Below are 22,595 nucleotides of genomic sequence, written 5' to 3' on the forward strand. Positions count from 1 at the left end.
GCCCGGCGTGACGCTCAGGCCGGCGGCGGGCTCCCGCCCAGCGCCGGCCGCGCCACCGACAGCGTGTCGGCCAGCAGCTTCTCGAGCTGGCCGCGCGCCGCCTCCACGCCGATCACGTCGTTCGCGCGGGACGCCTCCTCGATGGCCTGCGCCGCCTCGGCCAGCAGCCGCGCGCCCACCATCCGCGACGAGCCCTTGAGCCGGTGGGCCGCCTCGGCGAGGCGCGGCCCGCTCGCCTCCTTGAGCCTGTTGATGTCGTGCGCTGCCTGCTCGGCGAAGCTCTCGAGGATACCGAGCAGCCGCTCGCGGTCCTGCCCGAAGAGGCCGCGCAGCGCATCGGGATCGAAGAGCGCGCCGCCGGCCGAGGCCCCCTCGCGCACCAGGTTGGGCATGAAGCGCCCAAGAGCGCGGGAGAGGCCGTCCAGCGTCACCGGCTTGGCCACGAAGCCGTCCATCCCCGCGGCGTAGCAGCGCTCCGCCTCGCCCTTCAGCGCATTGGCCGTCACCGCGATGAGCGTGGTGCGCGGCAGGCCCTTGGCCTGCTCCTCCTGCCGGATGGCGCGCGCCATCTCGAAGCCGTCCATGACGGGCATGTGGATGTCGAGCAGCACGACCGAGGGGCGGTGCCACTGCCAGTGCGCGAGGCCCTGCGCGCCGTCGTCGGCGGTGGCCGCGGGGATGCCGAGCAGCTCCAGCTGCCGCGTGATCACCTCGCGGTTCACGGGATGGTCGTCCACCACCAGCACCCGGCCGAGCGGGGCGTTGCCGGGGCTCGCGGGCGGCGCGGCCGGCGCGGGCTTGGCCGTCGCCGGCGCTGCCGCGACGCCGAGCCGCAGCGTCACGATGAAGCGGCTGCCGCGCCCGGGCGTGCTCTCGGCCCGCACCTCGCCCTCCATCAGCTCGGTGAGCCGCCGGACGATGGAGAGGCCGAGGCCGGTGCCGCCGAAGCGGCGCGTCGTCGAGCTGTCGGCCTGGGTGAAGGGCTGGAAGAGCCGCGCCAGCGTCTCCGCATCCATGCCCACGCCGCTGTCCTCGACGATGAGCCGCACCACGGCCATGCCGCTCTCGGGGCGTGCCTCGTCCAGGCGCGCCTCTTCCAACCGTGTCTGGGCGGCGAGGCGCACGAAGCCGCGCTCGGTGAACTTCAGCGCGTTGCCGATCAGGTTGAACAGGATCTGCCTGACACGCGTGGGATCGCCCTCCAGCCAGTCCGGCCCGGGATCGGGCGGATCGGCGAAGAGGGTGAGGCCGCGCTGCCGCGCCTGGGGCATCAGCGTCTCGACCGTGCCCTCGATCAGGCCGCGCAGGCTGAAGGGCAGCGCCTCCACCTCCATGCGGCCGGCCTCGATCTTCGAGAAGTCGAGCACGTCGTCGATGATGCGCAGCAGCGACTGCGCGCTCTCGCGCATCACGGCCACGCTGCGCGCCTGGTCGGGCGCGAGCTCGGAGCGGTCCAGGATCTCCATCATGCCGAGCACGCCGTTCATCGGCGTGCGGATCTCATGGCTCATGGCGGCGAGAAAGGCGGACTTGGCCTGGGCCGCGGCCTCGGCGGCGTCGCGCGCGGCCTCGGCCTCGGCCTGGGCAGCGAGCGCCGCCTGCTCGCTCGACTTCAGCGGCGTCACGTCGCGCGCGTGGCTGATCATCCGGTTGCCGGAGAGCATCGTGTAGGTGAACTCCACCCAGCGGCCGTCCGGCATCTGCCGCGCATAGCGCTGGCTCTCGCCGGCACGGATGCGGGAATAGACCATCTCCTGCCGTTCCTCGGCCTCCCGCTCGGCGTCCTCGACCGGGCCGAAGTCGCCGCGCTCGAGCAGCCAGCGGATGCCGTCCCGGAAGGCGACGCCCGGCGCGAAGAGCCCCTGCGGCGCGTCCAGCAGCTCGCTGTGGCGCTCGTTGGCGAGGATGATGCGGGCGTCGGCGTCGAAGAGCGTGACCAGCGCGTCGGTGCTGTCCAGCACCTCGCGCAGCAGAGTCCGCTCGGAGTCCAGCTCCGCCTCGCGGCTGCGCAGCGCCGAGAGGTCGCGCGCGAAGGAGATGACGCGGCCGCCCGAGATGAGCTTGAAGTTGAACTCAATCCAGCGGCCGTTGGGCAGCAGCCGCAGGTAGCGCTCCAGCTCGCCCGAGAAGACGCCGGCGAGGCGGGCACGCACCGTGGTCTCCTCGTCCTGGTCGAAGCCAAAATCGCCGCGGCGGTAGAGGTAGCGGATGATCTCCGAGAAGGCGCAGCCGGGGTCGTGCATCTCGGCCGGCACGCCGATCAGCTCCTCGAAGCGGCCATTGGCCAGCAGCACGCGGCCCTCGGCGTCGAGCACGATGATGACGGAATCGCTGCTGTCCAGCACCTCGCGCAGCATGGCGCGCTCGGTGGTCAGCTCCTCCTCGTGCTGCTTGAGCTCGGTGATGTCGCGCCCATGGCCGATGACGCGGCCGCCGGAGATCCGCACATAAGTGAACTCCATCCAGCGCCCGTCCGGCATCTGGCGGCTGTTGCTCTGCGTCTCGCCGGCATAGACGCGCGCGATGCGCTGCTGCACGAGCGCGTCCACCGCCTCCTCGGCCACCGGGCCGAAATCGCCCCGCCGCACGAGATGGGCGACGCCCTCGGCGAAGCTCCGGCCGGGCGCGAAGAGGGTCTGGGGCACGCCGATCAGCTCCTCGTGCCGGCTGTTGGCCAGCAGGACCTTCGCATCGGCGTCGAAGACGGTGACGAGGCTGTCGGTGCTGTCCAGCACCTCCCGCAGCAGCGTGCGCTCGGTCTCCAGCTCCGCCTCCCGCTGCTTGAGCTCGGTGATGTCGCGCCCCTGGCCGATCAGCCGGCCGCGCGAGATGCGCTTGTGGGTGAACTCCAGCCAGCGCCCGCTCGGCGCCTGGTGGGTGAAGCGCTGCTCGCCGCCGGCATACATGATCGCCAGCCGCTCGCGCACCAGCGCGTCCTCGTCCTCCACCAGGCCATAGAAGCCGCGGCGGGCGAGCCAGCGCAGGGCGTCGGAGAAGTTCCGGCCCGTGTCGTAGAGCTCCTGCGGCACGCCGATCAGCTCCTCGTGGCGGCGGTTGCCGAGCAGCACCGTGCCATCCGCGTCGAAGAGGGTGAGCAGCGCGTCGCTGCTGTCCACCACCTCGCGCAGCAGAAGGCGCTCGGCGTCCAGCTCCTCCTCGCGCTGCTTGAGCTCGGTGATGTCGCGCGCCTGGGCGATGAGACGGCCGCGCGAGACGCGCCGGTAGGTGAATTCGAGCCATTGGCCGCCCGGCATCCGGCGGTTGAACCGCGTGACCTCGCCGGCGTAGATGGCCGCCATCCGCGCCTTCACCAGCGCCTCGACGTCGTCCACCTCGCCGTAGAAGCCGAGGCCGACCAGCGCGCGGATGCCCTCGGCGAAGGAGCCGCCGGACTCGAAGAACGCCTCGGGCAGGCCCATCAGCTCCTTGTGCCGGCCGTTGGCCAGCAGCACCCGGCCCTCGCCGTCGAAGAGCGAGAGCAGCGCGTCGCTGCTGTCGATCACCTCGCGCAGCAGGGTGCGCTCGGCCTCGAGCTCCGCCTCGCGCTCCATGAGCAGGGTGACGTCGCGCGCATGGCCGATGACGCCGCCCCCGGTGAGCGGCGCGAAGGTGCGCTCGATCCAGCGGCCGCTCGCCATCCGGCGGACCTCGCGCGTCACCCGTCCGGCGTAGATGTCGGCCAGCCGCTGCCGCACGAAGGCATCCTCGGCCGCCGCGTCGCCGGGCGGGCCGTGCTCGCCGCGGCGGTAGAGGAAGCGGATGCCCTCGGCATGGCTCGCGCCGGCCGCGAAGAGGCCGGGCGGGGTGCCCATCAGCTCCTCATGGCGGCCATTGGCCAGCAGCACCCTGGCCTCCGCATCGAAGACGGTGACCACGGCGTCGTTGCTGGCCAGCACCTCGCGCAGCAGCGTCCGCTCGGTCTCGAGCTCGGCCTCGCGCTGCTTCAGCGCGGTGATGTCCCGGTAGAAGCCGACGACCCGACCGTCCGAGATCGGCGTCCAGATGGTCTCGACCCAGATGCCGTCGGGCATGCGGCGGTCGTAGCGCACGACCCCGCCCGAATAAACATTGGCGATCCGCGAGCGGACCGCCTCCTCCTCGTCGGTCTCGAAGCCGTAGACCCCCTGGCGGTAGCGCCAGCGCACCGCGTCAGCGAGGTTGGTGCCGGGGCGGTAGAACTCGTCCGGCGTCGCCATGAGGTCGCGGTGGGAGGCGTTGGCGACCAGGATGTTGGCGTCGCGGTCGAGCAGCAGCACCAACGCGTCCACGCCCTCCAGCACCTCGCGCAGCAGGGTGCGCTCGGCCTCCAGCTCGGCCTCGCGAGTCTTGAGCTGGGTGATGTCGCGGTAGAATCCGAGCAGCCCGCCATCGGGCAGCGGGCGCGTGTTGAACTCGATCCAGAAGCCGCCCGCCGTCTGGCGCACGTATTGCGAGCCGCCGGGCTGGCGCATCAGGGCCGAGCGCTCAGCCACCACCGCATCCAGCGCCTCCGGCGTCGCGGGCGGCGGGCCGAAGTCGCCCCGGCGGGCCTGGAAGCGCAGGATGTCCTCGGCGCGGGCGCCGGGATAGGCCACCTCCTCGGTGAGGGCCTGGAATTCCATGAGCTGGCGGTTGGCGAGGCGCCACCGGAAGTCGGCGTCGTAGAGCATGACGCCGTCGGGAAGGTTGTCGATGATCGTCGCGAGCATCGTGCGCTCATGCGCCAGCGCAAGCTCGGTGGTCTTGAGCGCGGTGATGTCGCGGACGAAGGCGAGGAGCTTGCCGTCCTCCATCACCTGGAAGTTGTATTCGACCCAGGTGCCGTCCTGCATGTGCGAGGGGAAGGTGATGGCGCCGGCGCGCAGGATGCCCTCGCGGCGCTCGCGGACGAAGGCCTCGGGGTCCTCCACCGCGCCGAAGTCGCCGCGCGCGACCATGTGGCGCAGGATGTCTTGGTGCGTGGAGCCGGGGCGCGCCAACTCGGGCGGCAGGTTCAGCAGCCCGCCCGTGCGGTCGGAATTCTCGAGGATGGTGCCGTCGGGGTCCATGAGGACCACGACGTCGCGCGTGCGGCTGAGCAGGTGCTCGACCCTGGCGCGGCCGGCGGCGAGGCGCAGCTCCGCCTCGCGCGCCTCGGTGACGTCGCGGCAGAGAGCGAGGCGGGCGCCGCCCGGCGCGTCCATCACGGCGAGGTCGAGGTGGCGGCCATCCCCCATGCGCCAGGCGAAGCCCCGGCGACCGGGGCCGGAGAAGGCGGCCAGGATGCCGGCGACGTCGGGGGGCGTCAGGGTCCCGGCCTCCTCCAGCGCCTCGAGCTGCGTCAGGAGCGCGGTCCCGGGCGCGGCGAGCGGCGCGGGCAGGCCGAGCATCTCGTCCATCGCGCGGCTGGCGAAGCTGCGTCTCAGCTCGGCGTCGTGGAGCGCCATTCCGCCGCCGATGCCGTCGAGCAGCACGGGCAGGAGAGCCGCGGCGGCCTCCGGCGGAAGGGCGGGCATATGGGTGTCGGGCATTTGGGGACGAGAGGTAGCACGCGCGCGCGGCGCCGTTCTGTCGCGTGTGTCGCGTCAGGCGCCGAGGAGGCGGATCCCGGCGGCGGCGGCGAAGCGCTCGGCCAGGCGAGCGTCCGCGGTGACGAGGGGCGCGGATTCGCGCCGGGCGAGGGCGACATAGAAGCAGTCGCAGATCGGGTGATCGTGGCGGAGGGCAAGGTCCAGCGCCTCGGCTGCGAGCTCAGCCATGGGGACGAGGCGTCGGAAGCTGCCGGGCAGGAGATCGAATGCGGCGCGCAAGGCCGCCGGTGCTTCGCCGTGCCGGGTCCGCCTCCAGACGACATTGCCGATTTCGGCGAGCAGGAGCTCAGGCGCCCAGAGGGGCTCGCCACCAGCCAGGAGGGCCTCGGCTTCGACCGTGCCCGGCTCCTCCAGAAGCCATTTCACCGCGACCGATGCGTCTACAACCCACATCAGCGGCTATCGCGGTCCTCGCGGATCATCGCCGTGGAATCGGGCCATCCGTCCGGCAGCGGGCCCGCGGCCTTCCGGGCCTCCCGGAACGCCTCGACCAGCGCAGCGCGGTCGGGCACCGCCGCGGCGCGGGTCAGCAGGTCGCGCACTTCGGCCTCCAGCGAGCGGCCTGCGGCCTTGGCGCGGGCCTTGAGGTGGTCCACCACCGCGGCGTCGATGTTGCGGACGAGAAGCTGGGCCATGCGGCGCCTCGAATGATAGCATGATGATAGCAATTCGATGGGGCGGATTCAAGTTCCCGTCCCCGGCCCGCGAGGTTGACCCCCCGCCCCCCCATCCCTATACACCGCGCACCGCCGGGGTGGGCCGCCCACCGCCGGCCCCATCCGTTGAACTGATACTTCCAGGAGCCTGCCGTGAAGCGCACCTATCAGCCCTCCAAGCTCGTCCGGAAGCGCCGGCACGGTTTCCGCGCCCGCACGGCCACGGTCGGCGGCCGCAAGGTGCTCGCCAACCGCCGCTCGAAGGGCCGGGCGAAGCTGTCCGCCTGACCCACTCCGCCTTCGCGGCGCTCGACGGAGGACCAGCCATGCTCGGTCGCCTCAAGCGCCGTGCGGAGTTCGTGCAGGCGGCGAAGGCGGGCCGCAAGGCGGCATGCGATTCGCTCGTGCTGCAGGCGCTGGCGCGGCCCGACCGTGATATCGGGGGCGGTGAGACCCGCCTCGGCTTCACCGCCACCAAGAAGATCGGCAACGCCGTGGCGCGCAACCGCGCCAAGCGGCGGCTGCGCGCGGCTGCCCGTCTCACGCTCGGCGAGGCGCCGCCCGCCGGCTGGGACCTCGTGCTGATCGCCCGCGGCGCCACGGGAAGCTGCCCCTTCCCCGCCCTGATGGCCGACATCGAGGGGGCGCTGCGCAAGGCCGGGGTGCCGCGATGACAAGCCCGGCCGCCAGCCTGCTCAAGGGCGCCGTGGTCACCTACCAGTGGACCTTGCGGCCCTTCATCGGCAGCCACTGCCGCTTCCATCCCTCCTGCTCGCACTACGCCCTCGAGGCGCTGACCGAACATGGGGCGATTCGCGGCTCCTGGCTTTCCGCGCGGCGCGTGCTGCGCTGCAACCCCTGGCATGCCGGCGGCTACGACCCGGTTCCGCCCCACCTCACGCCGGCCGCGCCCGCCACGGCGCGCACCAGCCCCGAGATCTGATCGAGACCCATGGACCAGAAGCGCCTCATCGCGGCGATCGCGATTTCCATCGGCATCCTGCTGACCTTCGAGGTCTGGAACAAGTCGCGCACGCCGGTGCCGCCGCCCGCCGTCACGACCCAGGCGCCCTCGCCCGGCGCCGCGCCCGCGGTGCCGGCCCCGAGCACGCCGGCCAACCCGGCGGCCCCAGGAACCCCAGGGGGAGCCGAGGTCTCGGCCGCCTCGCCGGCCACGCCCGCCCAGGTCATCACGGTGAACAATGGCCGCGTCGAGGGCCGCCTCTCCGCCCGCGGCCTGGTTCTCGAGCAGCTCACGCTGACCGACTACCGCGAGACCATCGAGCCCAACTCACCCCTGGTCACCCTGCTCGCCCCGCGCGGCACGCCGGACGGTTACTTCGCCCAATGGGGCTGGACGGCCGCCGACAACCGCACCCGCGTGCCCGACAACGACACCGACTGGACCGTGACCGGCGGCCCTCTCTCGGCCACCACCCCGGTGACGCTCACCTGGGACAACGGCCAGGGCCAGGTCTTCGAGGCCGTGGTCTCGCTGGATTCCGACTACATGTTCCATGTCGACCAGCGCGTGCGGAACAACGCGGCCGAGCCCGTCACCCTGCTGCCCTGGGCTCGCGTCCGGCGCGAGCGCACGCCGCATCTCGCGGGCTTCGCCATCCTGCATGAGGGCTTCATCGCCGTGCAGGACGGCCGCCTCGTCGAGATCACCTACAGCGACGGCAAGAAGGCCCAGACCGGCGACCGCCGCGCCCAGGGCTCCGCCTGGGACAACGAGGCGACCCAGGGCTGGGCCGGCCTCTCCGACAAGTACTGGCTGACGGCGCTGACCCGCGGCGACGACGGCACCACGCTCCGATCAGCCTTCCGCCACATCGGCGACGGCGCGGTGGACCGCTGGCAGGTGGACGTGGCGCCGCCGGCGGCCATCACCGTCGCGGCTGGTGCCACGGCGAATCTCACGACGCGCCTCTTCGCCGGCGCCAAGGAGGTGCGGCTGCTGGACCGCTACACCGACCAGCTCCACATCCAGAACCTGGACAAGGCGATCGACTTTGGCTGGTTCTACTTCATCACCAAGCCGTTCTTCTACGCGATCGACTGGCTGTTCCACTTCACCGGCAATTTCGGCATCGCCATCCTGCTCTTCACGCTGGCGCTGAAGATCGCCTTCTTCCCGCTGGCCAACAAAGCCTACAAGAGCATGAGCCGGATGCGCATCCTCGGTCCGAAGATGACCGAGATCAAGGAGCGCTACAAGGACGAGCCGCAGAAGATGCAGGCTGAGATGATGGCCCTGTACAAGACGGAGAAGGTGAATCCCGCCTCGGGCTGCCTGCCGATCCTGCTGCAGATCCCCGTCTTCTTCGCGCTGTACAAGGTTCTGCTGGTCACCATCGAGATGCGGCACGCGCCCTTCTTCGGCTGGATCCGCGACCTCTCGGCGCCCGACCCCACGAACCTGTTCAACCTCTTCGGGCTGATCCCCTTCGACCCGCCGCACTTCCTGCACATGCCGGCCTGGGCGCTCATCATGGGCCTCACCATGTTCGCGCAGCAGCGGCTGAACCCGCAGCCGCCGGATCCGATCCAGGCCAAGGTCTTCGCCTGGATGCCGGTGATCTTCACCTTCATGCTGGCGAGCTTCCCGGCGGGCCTGGTGATCTACTGGAGCTGGAACAACCTGCTCTCGGTCGCGCAGCAGTGGTCGATCATGCGGATGGACGCGAAGGCGCAGGCGAAGAAGCCGCCTTCCCAGGGTGGCAGCGGCGCCGTCGCCGTGAAGAAATGAGCCTTCCCGCCGGCGGTCTGAGCGAGGCGCGCGACGCCGAGGAGCGCGCCGCGCTGATCGAGGCGGGGCGGCTGCTCTTCGCGCGTCCCAGCACCTTCTTCACCGCCGCCCAGGGTCTCGACCACCTGCCGCCGCCCGAGGGGATCGAGGTGGCGCTGGCCGGGCGCTCGAACGTCGGCAAGTCGTCGCTGATGAACGCGCTGACGGGCCAGAACTCGTTGGCCCGCGTCTCCGTCACGCCCGGGCGCACCAAGCAGCTCAACTTCTTCCGCGTCGAGGAGAGCCCGCTCACCCTCGTCGACATGCCCGGCTACGGCTACGCCAAGGCGTCCAAGACGGTGAAGGAGGACTGGCAGGGGCTGATGTTCGACTTCCTCCGCGGGCGCCCGAATCTGCGCCGCGTGCTGCTGCTGATGGACAGCCGGATCGAGACCAAGCCCTCCGACACCGCCGTCATGGACCTGCTGGACCGCGCTGCCGTGCCCTTCCAGCTCGTGCTCACCAAGGCCGACGGCGTGAAGCCCGCCCAGCTCGCGAAGCGCGAGGCCGAGGTGCAGGCGCTGGCCCGCAAGCATCCCGCAGGCCATCCGCTGGTGATCGTCACGAGCAGCGAGACCGGCGCCGGCATCGAGGAACTGCGCGCGGAGCTCGCCGCGCTGGCCGCCTGATCCCTGTCCGACCCGGGTTGACGCGCTGCGGCGCGCATCGGATAGCCGAGTGAATTCCTCCCAAGGACACGCCATGGACGACGCCCTCGCGCAGATGCAGACGCTGACCGGCGCGCTGCCCTATCTCAAGCGCTACGACGACCAGATCGTGGTGGTGAAGTACGGCGGCCACGCCATGGGCGAGGAGGAGACCGCGCTGCGCTTCGGCCGCGACATCGCGCTGCTGGAGCAGGTCGGCGTGAACCCGGTGGTCGTGCACGGCGGCGGACCGCAAATCAACGCCATGCTCTCGCGCCTCGGCGTGAAGTCGACCTTCGTGCAGGGCCTGCGCGTCACCGACCAGCAGATGGTCGAGGTCGTCGAGATGGTCCTCTGCGGCACCGTGAACAAGCAGGTGGCCGAATCCATCACCCGCGCCGGGGCGCTCGCCGTCGGCATCTCTGGCAAGGACGGGGGGCTGATCCGTGCCCGCAAGGCGACGCGCACGATCAAGGATCCGGGCTCGAACATCGAGCAGGTGCTGGACCTCGGCCTCGTCGGCGAGCCCGAGGAGATCGACACCCGCGTGCTGAAGCTGCTGATCGGCGCCGATATCGTGCCGGTCATCGCCCCGGTGGGCGCGGGCCCCGACGGACAGACCTACAACATCAACGCCGACACGGTGGCCGGCGCCGTCGCGGGTGCGCTCTCGGCCGAGCGCATGCTCATGCTGACCGACGTGCCCGGCGTGATGGATGCCGACAAGAATTTCATCACCGAGATGACGGTGGCCCAGGCCCGCGCGGGCATCGCGGCGGGCTGGATCGCCGGCGGCATGATCCCCAAGGTCGAGACCTGCATCTACGCGGTCGAGCAGGGGGTGAAGGGCGCCGTGATCCTGGACGGGCGGGTGCCGCATGCGGTATTGCGCGAGCTCTTCACCGTGGGCGGCGCGGGCACGCTGATCAAGCCGTGACGTTTCAGCCGTGACGTTTCGGACCAACGTTTCGAAAATTCGCGCTGTGCGCGAAAATCCACGCGACAGTTTCACGCCCAGGTAGTAGAATCTCTGGATAGAAGGCGGATCGTCCCCGCGGAGGGCCGCGGGCAGCCGCCCCAGAGGTTGGAAATGATGGGTGCTTCCCAGGCTGGCGCGCCGGACCGCGGTCCAAGCGGGGCGCTCCGGGTGGAAACCCGCTTCCCGTTCCCCGCACCGGGACAGGCGCACACGCCTTGGGCCTGAGCCATGCCCGCCTGAAGGTCCTGGTCCTCGGCGCCACGGCGGTCGTGCTGATGTCGTTGGGCCTGCTGGTGGCCCGCCTGCTCTGGCGCGGCGAGCTGATGTCCGTCACCGCGGCGGAGGGCGTCGTCACGCGCGCCGCCGATGTCGCCCAGTCCCTGCTCAACCGCCACCTCCTGCAGGTGGAAGGCCAGCTCACCAGCCTCGGCGAGCTGATGGGGCAGGACTTCCTCGACACCGGGGACGCCGAGCGAACGAGTCGCGCGCTGCGCGAGATGACGGCGCACAGCTTCACCTACCGCAACCTGCTGCTGGCCGACATGGACGGGCTGGTCTGGGCCTCGGCCGTGGAGGCGCGGCGCGGCCGGCCGATGGCCATCCCGGCGGCGCTGGTGCGCGCGCAGCTGCAGCCCGACACGGCCTCGATCTTCGGCCCGGTGCCGCATCCGCAGACCGGCGAACTCATGCTGGTCATGGTCCGCCGCATCCCGTCGGGCGCCGGGCGGCCCGACGTCCTGGCAGCGGCCGAGATCCCGACGGCGCTGATCACCTCCGCCCTCGCCCCCATGGTCAACCCCTCGGCCCTGCGCATCCGGCTGGAGCGGTCGGACGGCATGGTCCTCGCCGCCGGGCCGGGCCAGGAGGAGCTGGAGGGCCGGATGCTGCCCGAGCCGACACGCGGTCTGGACCGGCAGGGGGCCGTCATCCGCAGCCCCAACCGGCAGGGCGCGGGCGACGTCTTCGGCACGGCGCGGACCATCTTCTACCCCGGGCTCCTCGCCGTCGCGGTGCTGCCCGAGGAGGTGGCGCTGGCCGACTGGATGCAGATCCGCCAGCGCGTCCTCGGCGGTGGGGCCCTGGTCGCTCTGCTGCTGGTGGCCTTCTCCGCCGCCCTGCTGGTCGCGCTCAGCGCCCGCCAGCGGGCCGCGCTGGAGCGCGAGGCGGCCAGCCGGCGCCTCGTCGATGCGGTGGAGAGCCTGCCCGACGGCTTCGTGCTCTGGGACGCCGAGGATCGGCTGATCGTCTGCAACTCCCGCTACGGCGCGCTCATGGGCCTGGGCGACCAGGTCCTGTCGCCGGGAATACGCTTCGAGGAACTCGTGCGGGTCTGGCTGGACCGGGGGCTGTTCAGGACCCGCACCCAGGCCCCGCTGGAGACGCAGGTCGCGCTGGCGCTCGAATCGCACCGCACCCCCGGCGGCTATTTCGAGCGCGAGATGGCGGACGGGCGCTGGCTGCGCATCGCGCAGCAGCGCGTGGCCGAGGGCGGCACCGTCGTCATCCTGTCCGACATCACCGCGGCGCGGCAGACCATGGCCGCCCTCGGCGAGGCGCGCGACGCGGCGGACCGCGCCACCGTCGCCAAGTCCCGGCTGCTTGCCCATGTCAGCCACGAGCTGCGCACGCCGCTCTCGGGTCTGCTGCGCCTGGCGGAGCGCATGGGGGGCGAGGCCAGCCTTTCCGCCGCGCAGCGCCGGCAGGCGACGCTGGTCGGCGCCACGGCGCGCCACCTGCTGGCGCTGGCCAACGAGGTGCTCGACCTCGCGGCCATGGAGGCGCGCAGCCTGACGCTGAACATCGCGCCCACCCCCGCCGTCGCCATCTTCGAGGATGCGCTGGCCATGGTGCAGCCGCTCGCCGAGGCCAAGGAGGTGCGGCTCAGCTTCATGGCCGAGGGGCTGCCGGCGCGCATCGAGGCCGATGCCACGCGGCTGCGGCAGATGGTGCTGAACCTGCTCGCCAATGCCGTGAAGTTCACCCCGCGCGGCAGCACCGTCCGGCTGGACGCGACGGCGCATTCGAGCCCGGCCCTGCTGCGCTTCGAGGTCGCCGACCAGGGGCCGGGCGTCCCGGAGAACGAGCGCGAGCGCCTCTTCACCGATTTCACGCGCCTCGCCCCCTCCGAGGCGGAGGGCACCGGCCTCGGCCTCTCCATCACCGCGCGCCTCGCCGCGCTGATGGGCGGGCGGATCGGCTGCGCCGACGCGCGCGGCGGCACGGGCGCCTGCTTCTGGGTCGAGCTGCCGCTGGTCCTGGCGACCGGGAACGGGAGCGGCGAGGAGCGGGGCGAGGAGGCACCGGAATGCGCGCCGCTCGGCGCCGGACGGCGCCTGCGGCTGCTCGCGGTGGACGACGTGCCGGCCAACCTCTCCGTCCTGCGGGCGCTGCTGGCGACCACGGGCTTCGAGCTGGAGACCGTCACCGAGGGCGCGGCCGCGCTGGAGGCAGTGACCGTCGCCGCGCGCGAGGGCCGGCCCTTCGACGTCGTGCTGATGGACGTGATGATGCCCGGCATGGACGGGATCGAGGTCACGCGGCGGCTGCGGGCCATGCCGGGGGCGATGGGCCGCATCCCCGTCGTCGCCGTCACGGCCAGCGCCTTCCCCGAGGACGTCGCGGCCTGCCACGCCGCGGGCATGGTCGCCCATCTGAGCAAGCCGGTGGAGCGCACGCAGCTCCTGCGGGTCCTGGCCGGGCTCGTCTCCGACAGGCAGGCGGAGGGCGCCGTGCCCGGCGACCTGGGCGCGCTCCGCCCGCTCTTCCTGGCTGAGCTGCGGAAGCGGCTGGATCAGCTGGAGGCCGCCGGGCCGGAGAAGCGCGCCCTGCTGGAGGCGGTGCACGCGATCACGGGCACGGTCGGGCATCTCGGCGAGCCGGAGCTGGTCGCGGCCTCGCGGGGCGTGCTGAAGGCGCTGCGCGACGACGATCCGGAGGCACCGGAGCGGGTGCGCGGCCTGCTGGCGGAGCTGCGGCGGGCCTTTCCCCACATCACGGCAGTGGAGGCCGCCGCCTGAGAGGCCCCGCCCGCCCGACGGCCCGGCCTACTGCTTCCGGATGTTCCAGAAGACCATCACCGCCGCGTCGAGCACCCCCTGCACATTGGCCCGGCGGGCATAGGGCGTGTCCACCTGGCCCAGCACGCGGTAGGGCTGGGTCTCCGCCAGCCGGCGCTGCAGCGCCTCCGCGAGGCGCATGCGCTCCGGGCCTTCCGGCGTGTCGAGGAAGGCGGCGCGCAGCCGCTCGGCCTCCTCGTCGCAGGGCCAGCCGGACCAGTTGCGGCCGTCGCAGGACATGTTGGTGCCGATATTCGTCGCGGGATCCTGCATCGTCGCGCCCGAGGCATTGGTCACGAAGAGGTTCCAGCCGCCCTGGTTGGGCGGGTCGCGCCGCGGCTGCCGGGTGATCACCGTTCCCCAGTCGTTGACCTGGAGGTCGATGTTCATGCCGACCGCGCGAAGGTTGCTCGCCACCACCTCCGCCATGCGGCCGATCGAGGGGATGTCGTTGCTGGTGATGAAGACCATCCGCTCGCCGTTGTAGCCGGCCTCGCGCAGCAGTTGGCGGGCGCGCTCGAGGTTGGGGCGGGCGTAGTCGGCGGCGCCGGCCTCGCTGCCGTAGGTGGTGCCGCAGACGAAATAGGCCTCGCAGCGCCGCCACCACTGCTCGTCGCCCCAGCCGCCAGCCATCACCTCGGCCTGGTCGGTGGCATAGGCCAGCGCCAGCCGCGCGCGCGGGTCGTTGAAGGGCGGGAAGAGGGTGTTGGGGCGGAGCATGCTCTGCCCGCCCAGCGTGTTCAGCCGCTGGACCTGGATCTCCCGCCGACGCGTCAGCACGGGCAGCAGGTCGAGCGCCGGCTGCTCCCAGATGTCGATCTCGCCGGTCTGCAGCGCCGCGGCGGTGGAGGCGGCGTCGGGCATGATCAGCCATTCCACCCGGTCCACATTCACCACGCGCCCGCCGGCCAGCCCGTCCGCCGGCTCGGAGCGCGGCACGTAGTCGGGGTTGCGGTCGTAGACGACGCGCTGGCCGGAGAGCCAGCGCTCGCGGTTGAAGCGGAAGGGGCCGGAGCCGATGGTCGTGCTGATCTGGCGCGAGGGGTCGGTCTGCGCGTCTTCCTCGCGCATGATGGCCGGGATCTGCCCGACCGCGGAACCGAGCGCCTGGGTGACGAAGCCGTGCGGGCGGGAGAGCCGCATCTCGAAGGTGCGGGCGTCGACCGGCTCCAGCGCGAGGACGCGGGCGCCGAGATGGCTGCCCACCACGTCGCGCGCCATCCAGCGGCGCAGGCTCGCGATCACGTCGCGCGTGGTGACGGGCTGGCCGTCGTGAAAGCGCAGGCCCTCGCGCAGGGTGAAACGCCAGACGAGGCCGTCGGGGCTGACGCTGTGCGCGCCGACCATCTGCGGCTGCGACTGGAGCTTGCTGTCCCAGGCGAAGAGGGTCTCGTAGATCGCGAGCCCATGCATGCGGGTGATGGTGACCGAGACGGAGACCGGGTCGAGCGTGCGGAGATCGGCATGCGGCACCACGCGCAGGACCCGGTTCGGAGGCGGGTTGCCCCCCTGGGCCAGAGCGTTGGCGGCGAGGAGCGGCAGGGTCAGCAGCGCGGCGGCGGCCGCGGCCACCGCCGCGCGACGGGCGTATCCGAGGGGCAAGACGGAGCGTCCTTCCGGTGCGATTCGGGCGGAACCAAGCACGCCCCTTTCCGGACTGTCCAGACGCCGGCCCGAGGCCGGAGCTACGCCAGATGCTCCTTCAGCCGCGGCATCAGCTCGACGAGATTGCAGGGCCGGAAGCGCGCGTCGAGCTGGAAGACCAGGATGTCGTCCCAGGCGTCCTTGCAGGCCCCGGTGCTGCCCGGCAGCGCGAAGAGGTAGGTGCCGCCCGCCACGCCGCCGATGGCGCGGGATTGGATCGTGGAGGTGCCGATCTTCTGGTAGCTCAGCATGCGGAAGAGCTCGCCGAAGCCGGAGATCTCCTTCTCCAGCACGCGGTCGAAGGCCTCGGGCGTCACGTCTCGGCCGGTGATGCCGGTGCCGCCGGTGGTGATCACGCAGTCCACCTCCGGATCGGCGATCCAGGTGAGCAGCTTGGCCTCGATGGTGTCCGCCTCGTCCCGGCAGATCTCGCGGGCGACGCAGCGGTGGCCGGCGGCCTCGATGCGGGCCTGCAGCGTCTCGCCGGAGCGGTCGGAAGCGAGGTCGCGCGTGTCGCTGACCGTCAGGACGGCAATGTTCACGGGGACGAAGGCGCGGGCGGGATCGATGGGCATGGGGGCTCTTCTGCGGAGGCCGGCCTGAGCGGCCGATCCCGACTTAGTTGGAGCGCTGGGGGCGCTCCCGCAACATGGCGGTGACCTCTTCCACGTTCGGGAAGGTCGGAAAATTGCCGCCGGCGAGCTGGTCGAGCGAGGGCGTCGGCAGGCCGAGGCGGTTCGCGTAGATCCAGCTGAAGGTCAGGACGCGGCTGACGAAGCTGCGCGTCTCGTTGATCGGGATGCTCTCGATGAAGAGCAGCGGGTCGGAGCGATGACGCGTCGCCGGCAGCCAGCGCGTGAGGTTGCCCGGACCGGCATTGTAGGCCGCCAGCACGCGGATCAGGTCGCCCTGCACCGCCTCATGCCGGACGAGGTAGTGGATGTAGCGCTGGCCGATCTCCAGGCTGAAACCCGGATCGTGCAGGCGGGTGACGCCCTCGCCGCGCAGCGAGGGGTCGTTGGCCAGGTAGCTCGCCGTCGCCGGCATGATCTGCAGGATGCCGCGGGCGCCGGCGCGGCTGACCGCGCTGCTGTCGAAGCGGCTCTCCTGCAGCGCCAGCGCGTAGAGCAGCGAGGGGTCCATCCGGAACCCGCCGTTCGGCAGAAGCGTCGGCAGCGGGAAGCGGGCGATGTCGCGCGGGCGGCCGTCATCGCCCTGCGCCTGGGTCGCGACCTGGGCCGAGAGGCTGTTCAGCCCGGCCTGCTGCGCGACGCTCAGGATGCCCTGCACCACCTGGGTGTTGTTGCGCGTGCGGCGGTTGAGCAGCCGCAGCTCGGCCTCCGCGCGGTCCTTCTGGCCGACCTGGAGCAGGGCCAGCGCGCGCCAGCCGCCGGCCGTCTCGGCGATCTGCTGGGCGTGGGATTCATTGGCCTGGTCGCGCTCCCAGACGAGGCCGGGCGGCAGGCCGAGGCTGCGGCGCGCGATCATGCCGTAGAAGGTGCGCGGCTCCTGCGCGGCCTGGAGCATCCAGGGCACGTAGAGGTTGGGCCGGCGCCCCCGCACGGCCGAGCGCGCGACCCAGAAGGCGGCGGCGGCGCGGAGCGTGGGCGGCGCCTTGTCGTTGCGGGCGGCGCGCTCGAAGGCGGCCTGGGCGGCGTCGAACTGCTCGGCACCCCAGGCGGCGAGGCCGGCCTGATAGGCGGCGAAGGCGTTGTGCGGCGCATGGCGCAGCGCCTCCTGGGCGAGGCGCCAGGCATCGGCATCGCGGCCGAGGCGGAAGAGCGTCTGCGCCATCTCGGTCTTGAGCTGGGCGAGATAGGCGGGCGTCAGCCCGCGGCGGGCCTGGATCAGCGCGAGCGCGGCGTCGAGCTTGCCCTCGTTGAGGCGCTGAGTGACGGTTCGCTCAAGGCCGGGATCCCGAGAGAGACGCAGACCGTCGGGCGCGCGGTCCTCGGGGAGGAGGTCCGCCTGAAGCTCAGGCTGGCTCGGCGGCGGCGGGGCGGCGGCGCCGCGCGGCAGGCGGCCGACCAGGGCCTCGTGGATGGCCGGCGCGTCCGGTAGGTCGGAGAAGTCGGCGAGCCAGGCCTGGAGCTCGTAGATCGTGGGCTCGCCGCGCTGATAGCGATCGGCCAGCAGGTGCCCCATCAGGCGCCGGTCGTCGAGGCGCTCGGACTCCCTGATGGACGTCGCCATGTCGCCGCGGGCCTGGGCCTCGAAGGCGCGGCGGAGCCGGGCGGCGTCCGCGGCCGAGAGCGGCTGCGGCAGTCCGGCAATTTGCGTTCGCATCCGCGCCTGGGAAGGAGCGGCCTGTTCGTTGGCCCGTTGAGCGGTGGCCGGGGCAAGCCCGGCGCCGAGAAGCAGAAACCCGGCAATCAGGCCGGGTCGAAGACGGGCCATGGGGCAGATCGCTCGCATGACCGGCTACCGGGTAGCCAGTCCTGCGCGGGCTGGCAAGCGATGATTTTGTAACACCCCGACAACCGGCCCAGATGCCGTTACACAGCGCTCCGATCATCCCGCGGGGCCGGCAGTCCGCCTTGATCTAGTCACTTTTCATATTGCGCTGCAACAGGAGAAGGTCTGCCCAGGCCTCACGCTTGGCGATGGGGTTTCTCAACAGATAGGCGGGATGCCAAGTCGGCAAAGCCCTGAATACTGCCCCGTCAAGTACCGTTACTTGATGCCATCGACCGCGCAGGCGGGTGATCCCCTCGCGCGCCTGCAGCACGCCCTTGGCCGAGACGCCGCCGGCCAGCACCAGGAAGCGCGGCGCGGCGAGCTGCACATGGCGCAGCACGAAGGGCAGGAAGAGCGAGATCTCCGCGTCCGTGGGCGTACGATTTCCCGGTGGGCGGAAGGGCAGGATGTTCGTGATGTAGAGGTTTTCTGCCCGGCTCAGCCCGATGGTGGCGAACATGCGGTCGAGCAGCTGGCCCGAGGCGCCAACGAAGGGCTTTCCTTGCCGGTCCTCCTCGGCGCCGGGCGCCTCGCCGATGATCATCACGTCAGCGCCGGGAACGCCGTCGCTGAAGACGAAGTTGGTCGCGGTCTCGCGCAGCGGACTGCCCTCGAAGCCGGCCATGGCGGCGCGCAGCTCCTCCAGCGTGGAGGCGCCGGCGGCCAGCGCCGCGGCCGCCTCGCCGACCGGCGGCAGCCGGCGCAACGGCACGGGCGCGGAGGGCGCTGCTGCAGGACGCGGCGCGGGCTCGGGCGGCGGCGCGCCGAAGGCGGTAACGGCACGGGCGACGGGCGCGTCCAGCATCGCCTCGTCGGCACCCATCGCGACCTGCCAGCTCAGGGCGGCGATCAGCGCGTCGCGTTCGGTGGCGGCTTCCATCACACCTGTCTAGCGCGGCGCGCGGGTTCCGCGAAACCGCTGCCTCGTCTACTACCATTCACCAGGGTTAGCCGCGGAAAGGTCCAGGGGAATGAGCGAAGAGCGCGAAAGCATGGAGTTCGACGTGTTGATCGTGGGCGGCGGGCCCTCCGGTCTCGCGGCGGCGATCCGTCTGAAGCAGCTCTCGCCCGAGATGAGCGTCTGCCTGGTCGAGAAGGGCAGCGAGATCGGAGCCCATATCCTCAGCGGTGCCGTGCTGGAGCCCCGCGCCCTGGACGAGCTGCTGCCGGATTGGCGCGACAGCCCGCCGGACCTCGCGACGCCCGCCGGCGACGACCGCTTCATGCTGCTGACCGAGACCAAGGCCTTCCGGCTGCCCACGCCGCCGCAGATGAACAACCACGGCAACTACATCGTCAGCCTCGGCAACGTCGCCCGTTGGCTGGGCGCGAAGGCCGAGGAACTCGGCGTCGAGATCTATCCGGGCTTCGCAGCCTCGGAGACGATCATCGAGGACGGCGTCGTGAAGGGCGTCGTGGCCGGTGTCATGGGCATCCAGAAGAACGGCGAGAAGGGCCCGGACTACCAGCCCGGCATGGAGCTGCGCGCCGCCTACACGATCTTCGCCGAGGGCTGCCGCGGCAGCCTCACCAAGCAGCTCTTCGAGACCTACCAGCTCCGCGCCGACTGCCAGCCGCAGACCTTCGGCATCGGCATCAAGGAGCTCTGGGAGATCCCCAAGGAGAAGCACACGCCGGGCCTCGTCTGGCACAGCGCCGGATGGCCGCTGAAGAGCGACACCTATGGCGGCTCCTTCCTCTACATGTTCGGCGAGAACCTGGTGACGATCGGCTTCGTCGTCGGCCTCGACTACCCCAACCCCTGGCTCTCCCCCTTCGACGAGTTCCAGCGCTTCAAGCAGCACCCGGCCGTGCGCCCGATGCTGGAGGGCGGCAAGCGCGTCAGCTACGGCGCGCGCGCGCTGAACGAGGGCGGGCTGCAGTCCATCCCCAAGCTGGTCTTCCCGGGCGGGCTGCTGATCGGCGACACCGCGGGCTTCCTCAACGTGCCGAAGATCAAGGGCACGCACACCGCGATGAAGTCCGGCATGGTCGCGGCCGAGGCCGTCGCGGCCGCGCTGGCCGGCGACCGGCCGGCCGTGCTGGACTCCTACCCCGAGGCGCTGAAGGCGAGCTGGGTCTGGCCGGAGCTGGAAGGCGTGCGCAACATCCGCCCGGGCTTCGCGAAGTGGGGCCTGTGGGGCGGCCTCGTGAACGCGGCGCTCGACACCTACCTCTTCCGCGGCAAGGCGCCCTGGACCATGGCGCACCATGCCGACAACGACAGCCTGCGGAAGGCCGCCGAGGCCCCGCGCATCGTCTATCCCAAGCCCGACGGCGTCATCAGCTTCGACCGGCTCTCCTCGGTCTTCCTCTCGAACACCAACCACGAGGAGAACCAGCCGGCGCACCTCGTGCTGCGCGATCCCGGCAAGTGGCTGGGCGTGAACTGGGAGACCTACGGCAGCCCCGAGAGCCGCTACTGCCCGGCCGGGGTCTACGAGGCCGTGGGCGTCGAGGAGGGCAACCCGCACCTCGTGATCAACGCGCAGAACTGCGTCCACTGCAAAACCTGCGACATCAAGGACCCGACGCAGAACATCGACTGGAAGACGCCCGAGGGCGGCGGCGGGCCGAACTACCCCGGCGGCATGTAACGGCCCCGGAACGGATCGTCGCGCGAATTTCTTTCGTGCGAATCCGATGCCGGACTATCGATTGCGCCTTCGTCACCCAAAGGACATGCCATGAGCCTCGATGCCTGGTCCTCTCGCGTTCTCAGCGTTCTGCGCTTCGTAACAGGGCTGATCTTCCTGCTGCACGGCACCCAGAAGCTCATCGGCTGGCCGACCCGCGCCAATCCGGCGCCGGAGCTGCTGTCCCTCTTCGGCCTCGGCGGTATCATGGAGATGGTCGGCGGCGCTCTGATCATGGTCGGGCTCTTCACCCGGCCGGTCGCCTTCCTGCTGGCGGGCGAGATGGCCTTCGCCTACTTCTGGTTCCACGCGCCGCGGAACGTGTTCCCGACGCTGAACGGCGGCGACGCGGCGATCCTCTACTGCTTCATCTTCTTCTACTTCGTCTTCGCGGGCCCCGGCCCCTGGAGCCTGGACGCGAAGCGGAAGTAGATCGGGGCTTGCCCTCCGACCCGACCCGGGCGGAGGGCCGTCACGGTTGCGCGGGCATGTCCCGCCACCCATATCTGCCCGCCACGAACGAGAGGGCCCCGCGGCCGCATGGACACCATCTTCCACGGCGATCTGACCGCGCCGGGCGGCCGCCGCCTGGCCTGGATCGACGCGCTCTTCGTGGACCATGCGGTGTTCCGGCTCCTCTGGACGAATTTCGCGGCCGTGGAGCCCGGCGTCCTCTATCGCTGCAACCACCCCACGCCGGGCCGGCTCGCGGAGATGACCCGGCGCTACGGCATCCGGACGCTCATCAACCTGCGGGGACAGGCGAAGAACGGCTCCGACGCGCTCAGCCGCGACATGGCGGAGCGGCTCGGCCTCACCTTCATCGACATGTCGCTGGAGAGCCGCGGCGCGCCGCAGAAGGTCCGGATCGAGCGGATGGCGACCATCTTCCGCGAGATGGAGCGGCCGGCGATCATGCACTGCAAGTCCGGCGCCGACCGGGCCGGCCTCGCCGCCGCGCTCTTCGTGCTGCTGAACGGCGGCACGGGGGCGGAGGCGCTGCGCCAGCTCTCGCTGCGCTTCGGCCATTTCGCCCGGTCCAAGACCGGCATCCTCGATGCCTTCGTCCGGCGGTACATGCGCGATGGGGAAGGCCGCAAGCCCTTCCTGGACTGGGTGCGCGAGGATTACGACGAGGAGGCGCTGCGCCGCGACTTCCGCGCCGGCGGCCTCGCGAGCTTCATCAACGACCGCCTGCTGGCGCGCGAATAGGACGGCCTTCAATGGACCAGGAAGACGTCGTCGAGACCCTGCCGATCGCCGGTTGGAGCGGCGCAATCGCGCCCGAGCTGCAGCGCCGCGCCGGTGACGCACTGGAAAGCGGGAAGGTGCTGTTCTTCCCGGACCTCCCCTTCCGCGTGGAAGCTGGCGAGACGGGATTCCTCAACCAGACCGCCGCCAGCGGCGAGCGCAAGAATGTCAGCCTCGACCCGAAGACCGGAAAGCTGGGCGGCACCGCCTATCAGGGCGAGGAGGCGCGCGCCCTCGCCGCCATGCTGGAGCGCTTCGGCCAACAGGCGACCAGCTTCGTCCGCAACCTGATCCCGGCCTATGCGGAGAGCCTGGAGCGGGCGCGCACGAGCTTCCGCCCGGTCGAGGTGAAGGGCCGCAGCCAATCGGTGCGCCACGACGACCGGCTGCTGCATGTCGACGCCTTCCCGACCCGTCCCCTCGCCGGCCGGCGCATCCTGCGCCTGTTCAGCAACATCGCCCCGGACGGCGCGCTGCGCGAATGGCGGGTCGGCGAGCCCTTCCCCGACCATGCGGCGCGATTCCTGCCCCGCATCAAGGCCCCCCTGCCCGGCCAGGCGATGGTCATGAACCTCCTGGGCCTGACCAAGGCGCCGCGCACCCGCTACGATCACCTGATGATGGGCCTGCACGACCAGGCCAAGTACGACAGCGACTATCAGGCCAATGGGCCACGCGCCGACGTGACCTTCCCGCCGAACACCACCTGGATGGTCTACACCGACCAGGTCCTGCACGCGGCGCTGGGCGGGCGCTTCGCGCTGGAGCAGACCTTCCACCTGCCCGTCGAGGCGATGCTGCATCCGGAGCGGACGCCGCTGCGCGTGCTGGAACGGCTGACGGGGCGAGCTCTGGTCTGATTGCGAGAGGGCTCCGCCCTCTTGCGCTCCCCCGCCAGGGCTTTTGGCCCTGGACCCCGATATTGAAGG

The 22,595-nt window shown here is 71.3% G+C and carries 18 protein-coding genes; 11 read left to right on the forward strand and 7 right to left on the reverse strand.

The genetic code is table 11. The features are described 5' to 3' along the window. Positions 1-14: 14 nt before the first annotated feature. From AC1ROY_RS30245 to AC1ROY_RS30255, 3 genes are all read right to left on the reverse strand, one after another. On the reverse strand, positions 15-5,474 hold the full coding sequence (locus AC1ROY_RS30245) for a PAS-domain containing protein (protein WP_493152663.1): 5,460 nt from the start codon (positions 5,472-5,474) through the stop codon (positions 15-17). 69 nt (positions 5,475-5,543) lie between these two features. Continuing rightward, positions 5,544-5,942, reverse strand: a complete 399-nt coding sequence (locus AC1ROY_RS30250) for a type II toxin-antitoxin system VapC family toxin (RefSeq protein ID WP_493152664.1) — start codon at positions 5,940-5,942, stop codon at positions 5,544-5,546. After that, positions 5,942-6,184, reverse strand: coding sequence for a FitA-like ribbon-helix-helix domain-containing protein (locus AC1ROY_RS30255; protein ID WP_493152665.1), 243 nt, complete (start codon positions 6,182-6,184; stop codon positions 5,942-5,944). Before AC1ROY_RS30255 ends, AC1ROY_RS30250 begins: the two co-directional genes overlap by 1 nt. A gap of 174 nt (positions 6,185-6,358) precedes the next feature. Between AC1ROY_RS30255 and rpmH the strand changes: the two genes are divergently transcribed. The 7 genes from rpmH to AC1ROY_RS30290 all read left to right on the forward strand — a co-directional run bounded on the left by rpmH (position 6,359) and on the right by AC1ROY_RS30290 (position 13,639). Continuing rightward, a complete protein-coding gene (rpmH, locus tag AC1ROY_RS30260) occupies positions 6,359-6,493 on the forward strand; it encodes a 50S ribosomal protein L34 (RefSeq protein WP_131547129.1) in 135 nt (44 codons plus the stop codon). A 38-nt stretch (positions 6,494-6,531) separates the two neighbouring features. Next, positions 6,532-6,879 (forward strand): ribonuclease P protein component, encoded by a 348-nt coding sequence (gene rnpA / locus AC1ROY_RS30265; protein WP_493152666.1) that lies wholly within the window; start codon positions 6,532-6,534, stop codon positions 6,877-6,879. After that, entirely contained in the window at positions 6,876-7,148 is a 273-nt protein-coding gene (gene yidD / locus AC1ROY_RS30270; RefSeq protein ID WP_493152667.1) for a membrane protein insertion efficiency factor YidD, read from the forward strand. Before rnpA ends, yidD begins: the two co-directional genes overlap by 4 nt. A gap of 9 nt (positions 7,149-7,157) precedes the next feature. Continuing rightward, positions 7,158-8,957 carry a membrane protein insertase YidC gene (gene yidC, locus AC1ROY_RS30275; protein WP_493152668.1) on the forward strand — a complete coding sequence of 600 codons (1,800 nt, stop codon included), beginning with the start codon at positions 7,158-7,160 and terminating at the stop codon, positions 8,955-8,957. Beyond that, positions 8,954-9,625, forward strand: coding sequence for a ribosome biogenesis GTP-binding protein YihA/YsxC (gene yihA / locus AC1ROY_RS30280; RefSeq protein WP_493152669.1), 672 nt, complete (start codon positions 8,954-8,956; stop codon positions 9,623-9,625). Before yidC ends, yihA begins: the two co-directional genes overlap by 4 nt. Positions 9,626-9,698: 73 nt before the next feature. Next, positions 9,699-10,580, forward strand: a complete 882-nt coding sequence (gene argB / locus AC1ROY_RS30285) for an acetylglutamate kinase (RefSeq protein ID WP_493152670.1) — start codon at positions 9,699-9,701, stop codon at positions 10,578-10,580. A 257-nt stretch (positions 10,581-10,837) separates the two neighbouring features. After that, positions 10,838-13,639, forward strand: a complete 2,802-nt coding sequence (locus AC1ROY_RS30290) for an ATP-binding protein (protein ID WP_493152671.1) — start codon at positions 10,838-10,840, stop codon at positions 13,637-13,639. Between the two features lie 27 nt (positions 13,640-13,666). On the opposite strand, the gene AC1ROY_RS30295 is transcribed toward AC1ROY_RS30290, so the two are convergent. The 4 genes from AC1ROY_RS30295 to AC1ROY_RS30310 form a co-directional block, all read right to left on the reverse strand. After that, a complete protein-coding gene (locus tag AC1ROY_RS30295) occupies positions 13,667-15,280 on the reverse strand; it encodes an ABC transporter substrate-binding protein (RefSeq protein WP_493152672.1) in 1,614 nt (537 codons plus the stop codon). An 83-nt stretch (positions 15,281-15,363) separates the two neighbouring features. Next, positions 15,364-15,897: a molybdenum cofactor biosynthesis protein B gene (gene moaB, locus AC1ROY_RS30300; RefSeq protein WP_493152673.1), complete on the reverse strand. Its 534-nt coding sequence runs from the start codon at positions 15,895-15,897 to the stop codon at positions 15,364-15,366. Positions 15,898-15,940: 43 nt separating this feature from the next. After that, positions 15,941-17,608 carry a transglycosylase SLT domain-containing protein gene (locus AC1ROY_RS30305; protein ID WP_493152674.1) on the reverse strand — a complete coding sequence of 556 codons (1,668 nt, stop codon included), beginning with the start codon at positions 17,606-17,608 and terminating at the stop codon, positions 15,941-15,943. A 256-nt stretch (positions 17,609-17,864) separates the two neighbouring features. After that, positions 17,865-18,659: a uracil-DNA glycosylase gene (locus tag AC1ROY_RS30310; RefSeq protein WP_493152675.1), complete on the reverse strand. Its 795-nt coding sequence runs from the start codon at positions 18,657-18,659 to the stop codon at positions 17,865-17,867. Positions 18,660-18,750: 91 nt separating this feature from the next. Between AC1ROY_RS30310 and AC1ROY_RS30315 the strand changes: the two genes are divergently transcribed. From AC1ROY_RS30315 to kdoO, 4 genes are all read left to right on the forward strand, one after another. Beyond that, entirely contained in the window at positions 18,751-20,376 is a 1,626-nt protein-coding gene (locus AC1ROY_RS30315) for an electron transfer flavoprotein-ubiquinone oxidoreductase (RefSeq protein WP_493152676.1), read from the forward strand. Between the two features lie 90 nt (positions 20,377-20,466). After that, on the forward strand, positions 20,467-20,847 hold the full coding sequence (locus AC1ROY_RS30320; RefSeq protein ID WP_493152677.1) for a DoxX family protein: 381 nt from the start codon (positions 20,467-20,469) through the stop codon (positions 20,845-20,847). Between the two features lie 117 nt (positions 20,848-20,964). Further along, complete coding sequence (locus AC1ROY_RS30325; RefSeq protein ID WP_493152749.1) at positions 20,965-21,627, forward strand: tyrosine-protein phosphatase; 663 nt, start codon at positions 20,965-20,967, stop codon at positions 21,625-21,627. 11 nt (positions 21,628-21,638) lie between these two features. Then, entirely contained in the window at positions 21,639-22,526 is an 888-nt protein-coding gene (kdoO, locus tag AC1ROY_RS30330) for a Kdo hydroxylase KdoO (protein ID WP_493152678.1), read from the forward strand. Positions 22,527-22,595 lie beyond the last annotated feature (69 nt).

This window comes from Roseococcus sp. GW821-FHT12F05, assembly GCF_058806835.1.

Excerpts from the sequence above, each read along its gene's own strand:
- AC1ROY_RS30245 (WP_493152663.1), bottom strand. The coding sequence starts at position 5,474 with ATGCCCGCCCTTCCGCCGGAGGCCGCCGCGGCTCTCCTGCCCGTGCTG.
- AC1ROY_RS30250 (WP_493152664.1), bottom strand. The coding sequence starts at position 5,942 with ATGTGGGTTGTAGACGCATCGGTCGCGGTGAAATGGCTTCTGGAGGAG.
- AC1ROY_RS30255 (WP_493152665.1), bottom strand. The coding sequence starts at position 6,184 with ATGGCCCAGCTTCTCGTCCGCAACATCGACGCCGCGGTGGTGGACCAC.
- rnpA (WP_493152666.1), top strand. The coding sequence starts at position 6,532 with ATGCTCGGTCGCCTCAAGCGCCGTGCGGAGTTCGTGCAGGCGGCGAAG.
- yidD (WP_493152667.1), top strand. The coding sequence starts at position 6,876 with ATGACAAGCCCGGCCGCCAGCCTGCTCAAGGGCGCCGTGGTCACCTAC.
- yidC (WP_493152668.1), top strand. The coding sequence starts at position 7,158 with ATGGACCAGAAGCGCCTCATCGCGGCGATCGCGATTTCCATCGGCATC.
- yihA (WP_493152669.1), top strand. The coding sequence starts at position 8,954 with ATGAGCCTTCCCGCCGGCGGTCTGAGCGAGGCGCGCGACGCCGAGGAG.
- argB (WP_493152670.1), top strand. The coding sequence starts at position 9,699 with ATGGACGACGCCCTCGCGCAGATGCAGACGCTGACCGGCGCGCTGCCC.
- moaB (WP_493152673.1), bottom strand. The coding sequence starts at position 15,897 with ATGCCCATCGATCCCGCCCGCGCCTTCGTCCCCGTGAACATTGCCGTC.
- AC1ROY_RS30305 (WP_493152674.1), bottom strand. The coding sequence starts at position 17,608 with ATGCGAACGCAAATTGCCGGACTGCCGCAGCCGCTCTCGGCCGCGGAC.
- AC1ROY_RS30310 (WP_493152675.1), bottom strand. The coding sequence starts at position 18,659 with ATGGAAGCCGCCACCGAACGCGACGCGCTGATCGCCGCCCTGAGCTGG.
- AC1ROY_RS30315 (WP_493152676.1), top strand. The coding sequence starts at position 18,751 with ATGAGCGAAGAGCGCGAAAGCATGGAGTTCGACGTGTTGATCGTGGGC.
- AC1ROY_RS30320 (WP_493152677.1), top strand. The coding sequence starts at position 20,467 with ATGAGCCTCGATGCCTGGTCCTCTCGCGTTCTCAGCGTTCTGCGCTTC.
- kdoO (WP_493152678.1), top strand. The coding sequence starts at position 21,639 with ATGGACCAGGAAGACGTCGTCGAGACCCTGCCGATCGCCGGTTGGAGC.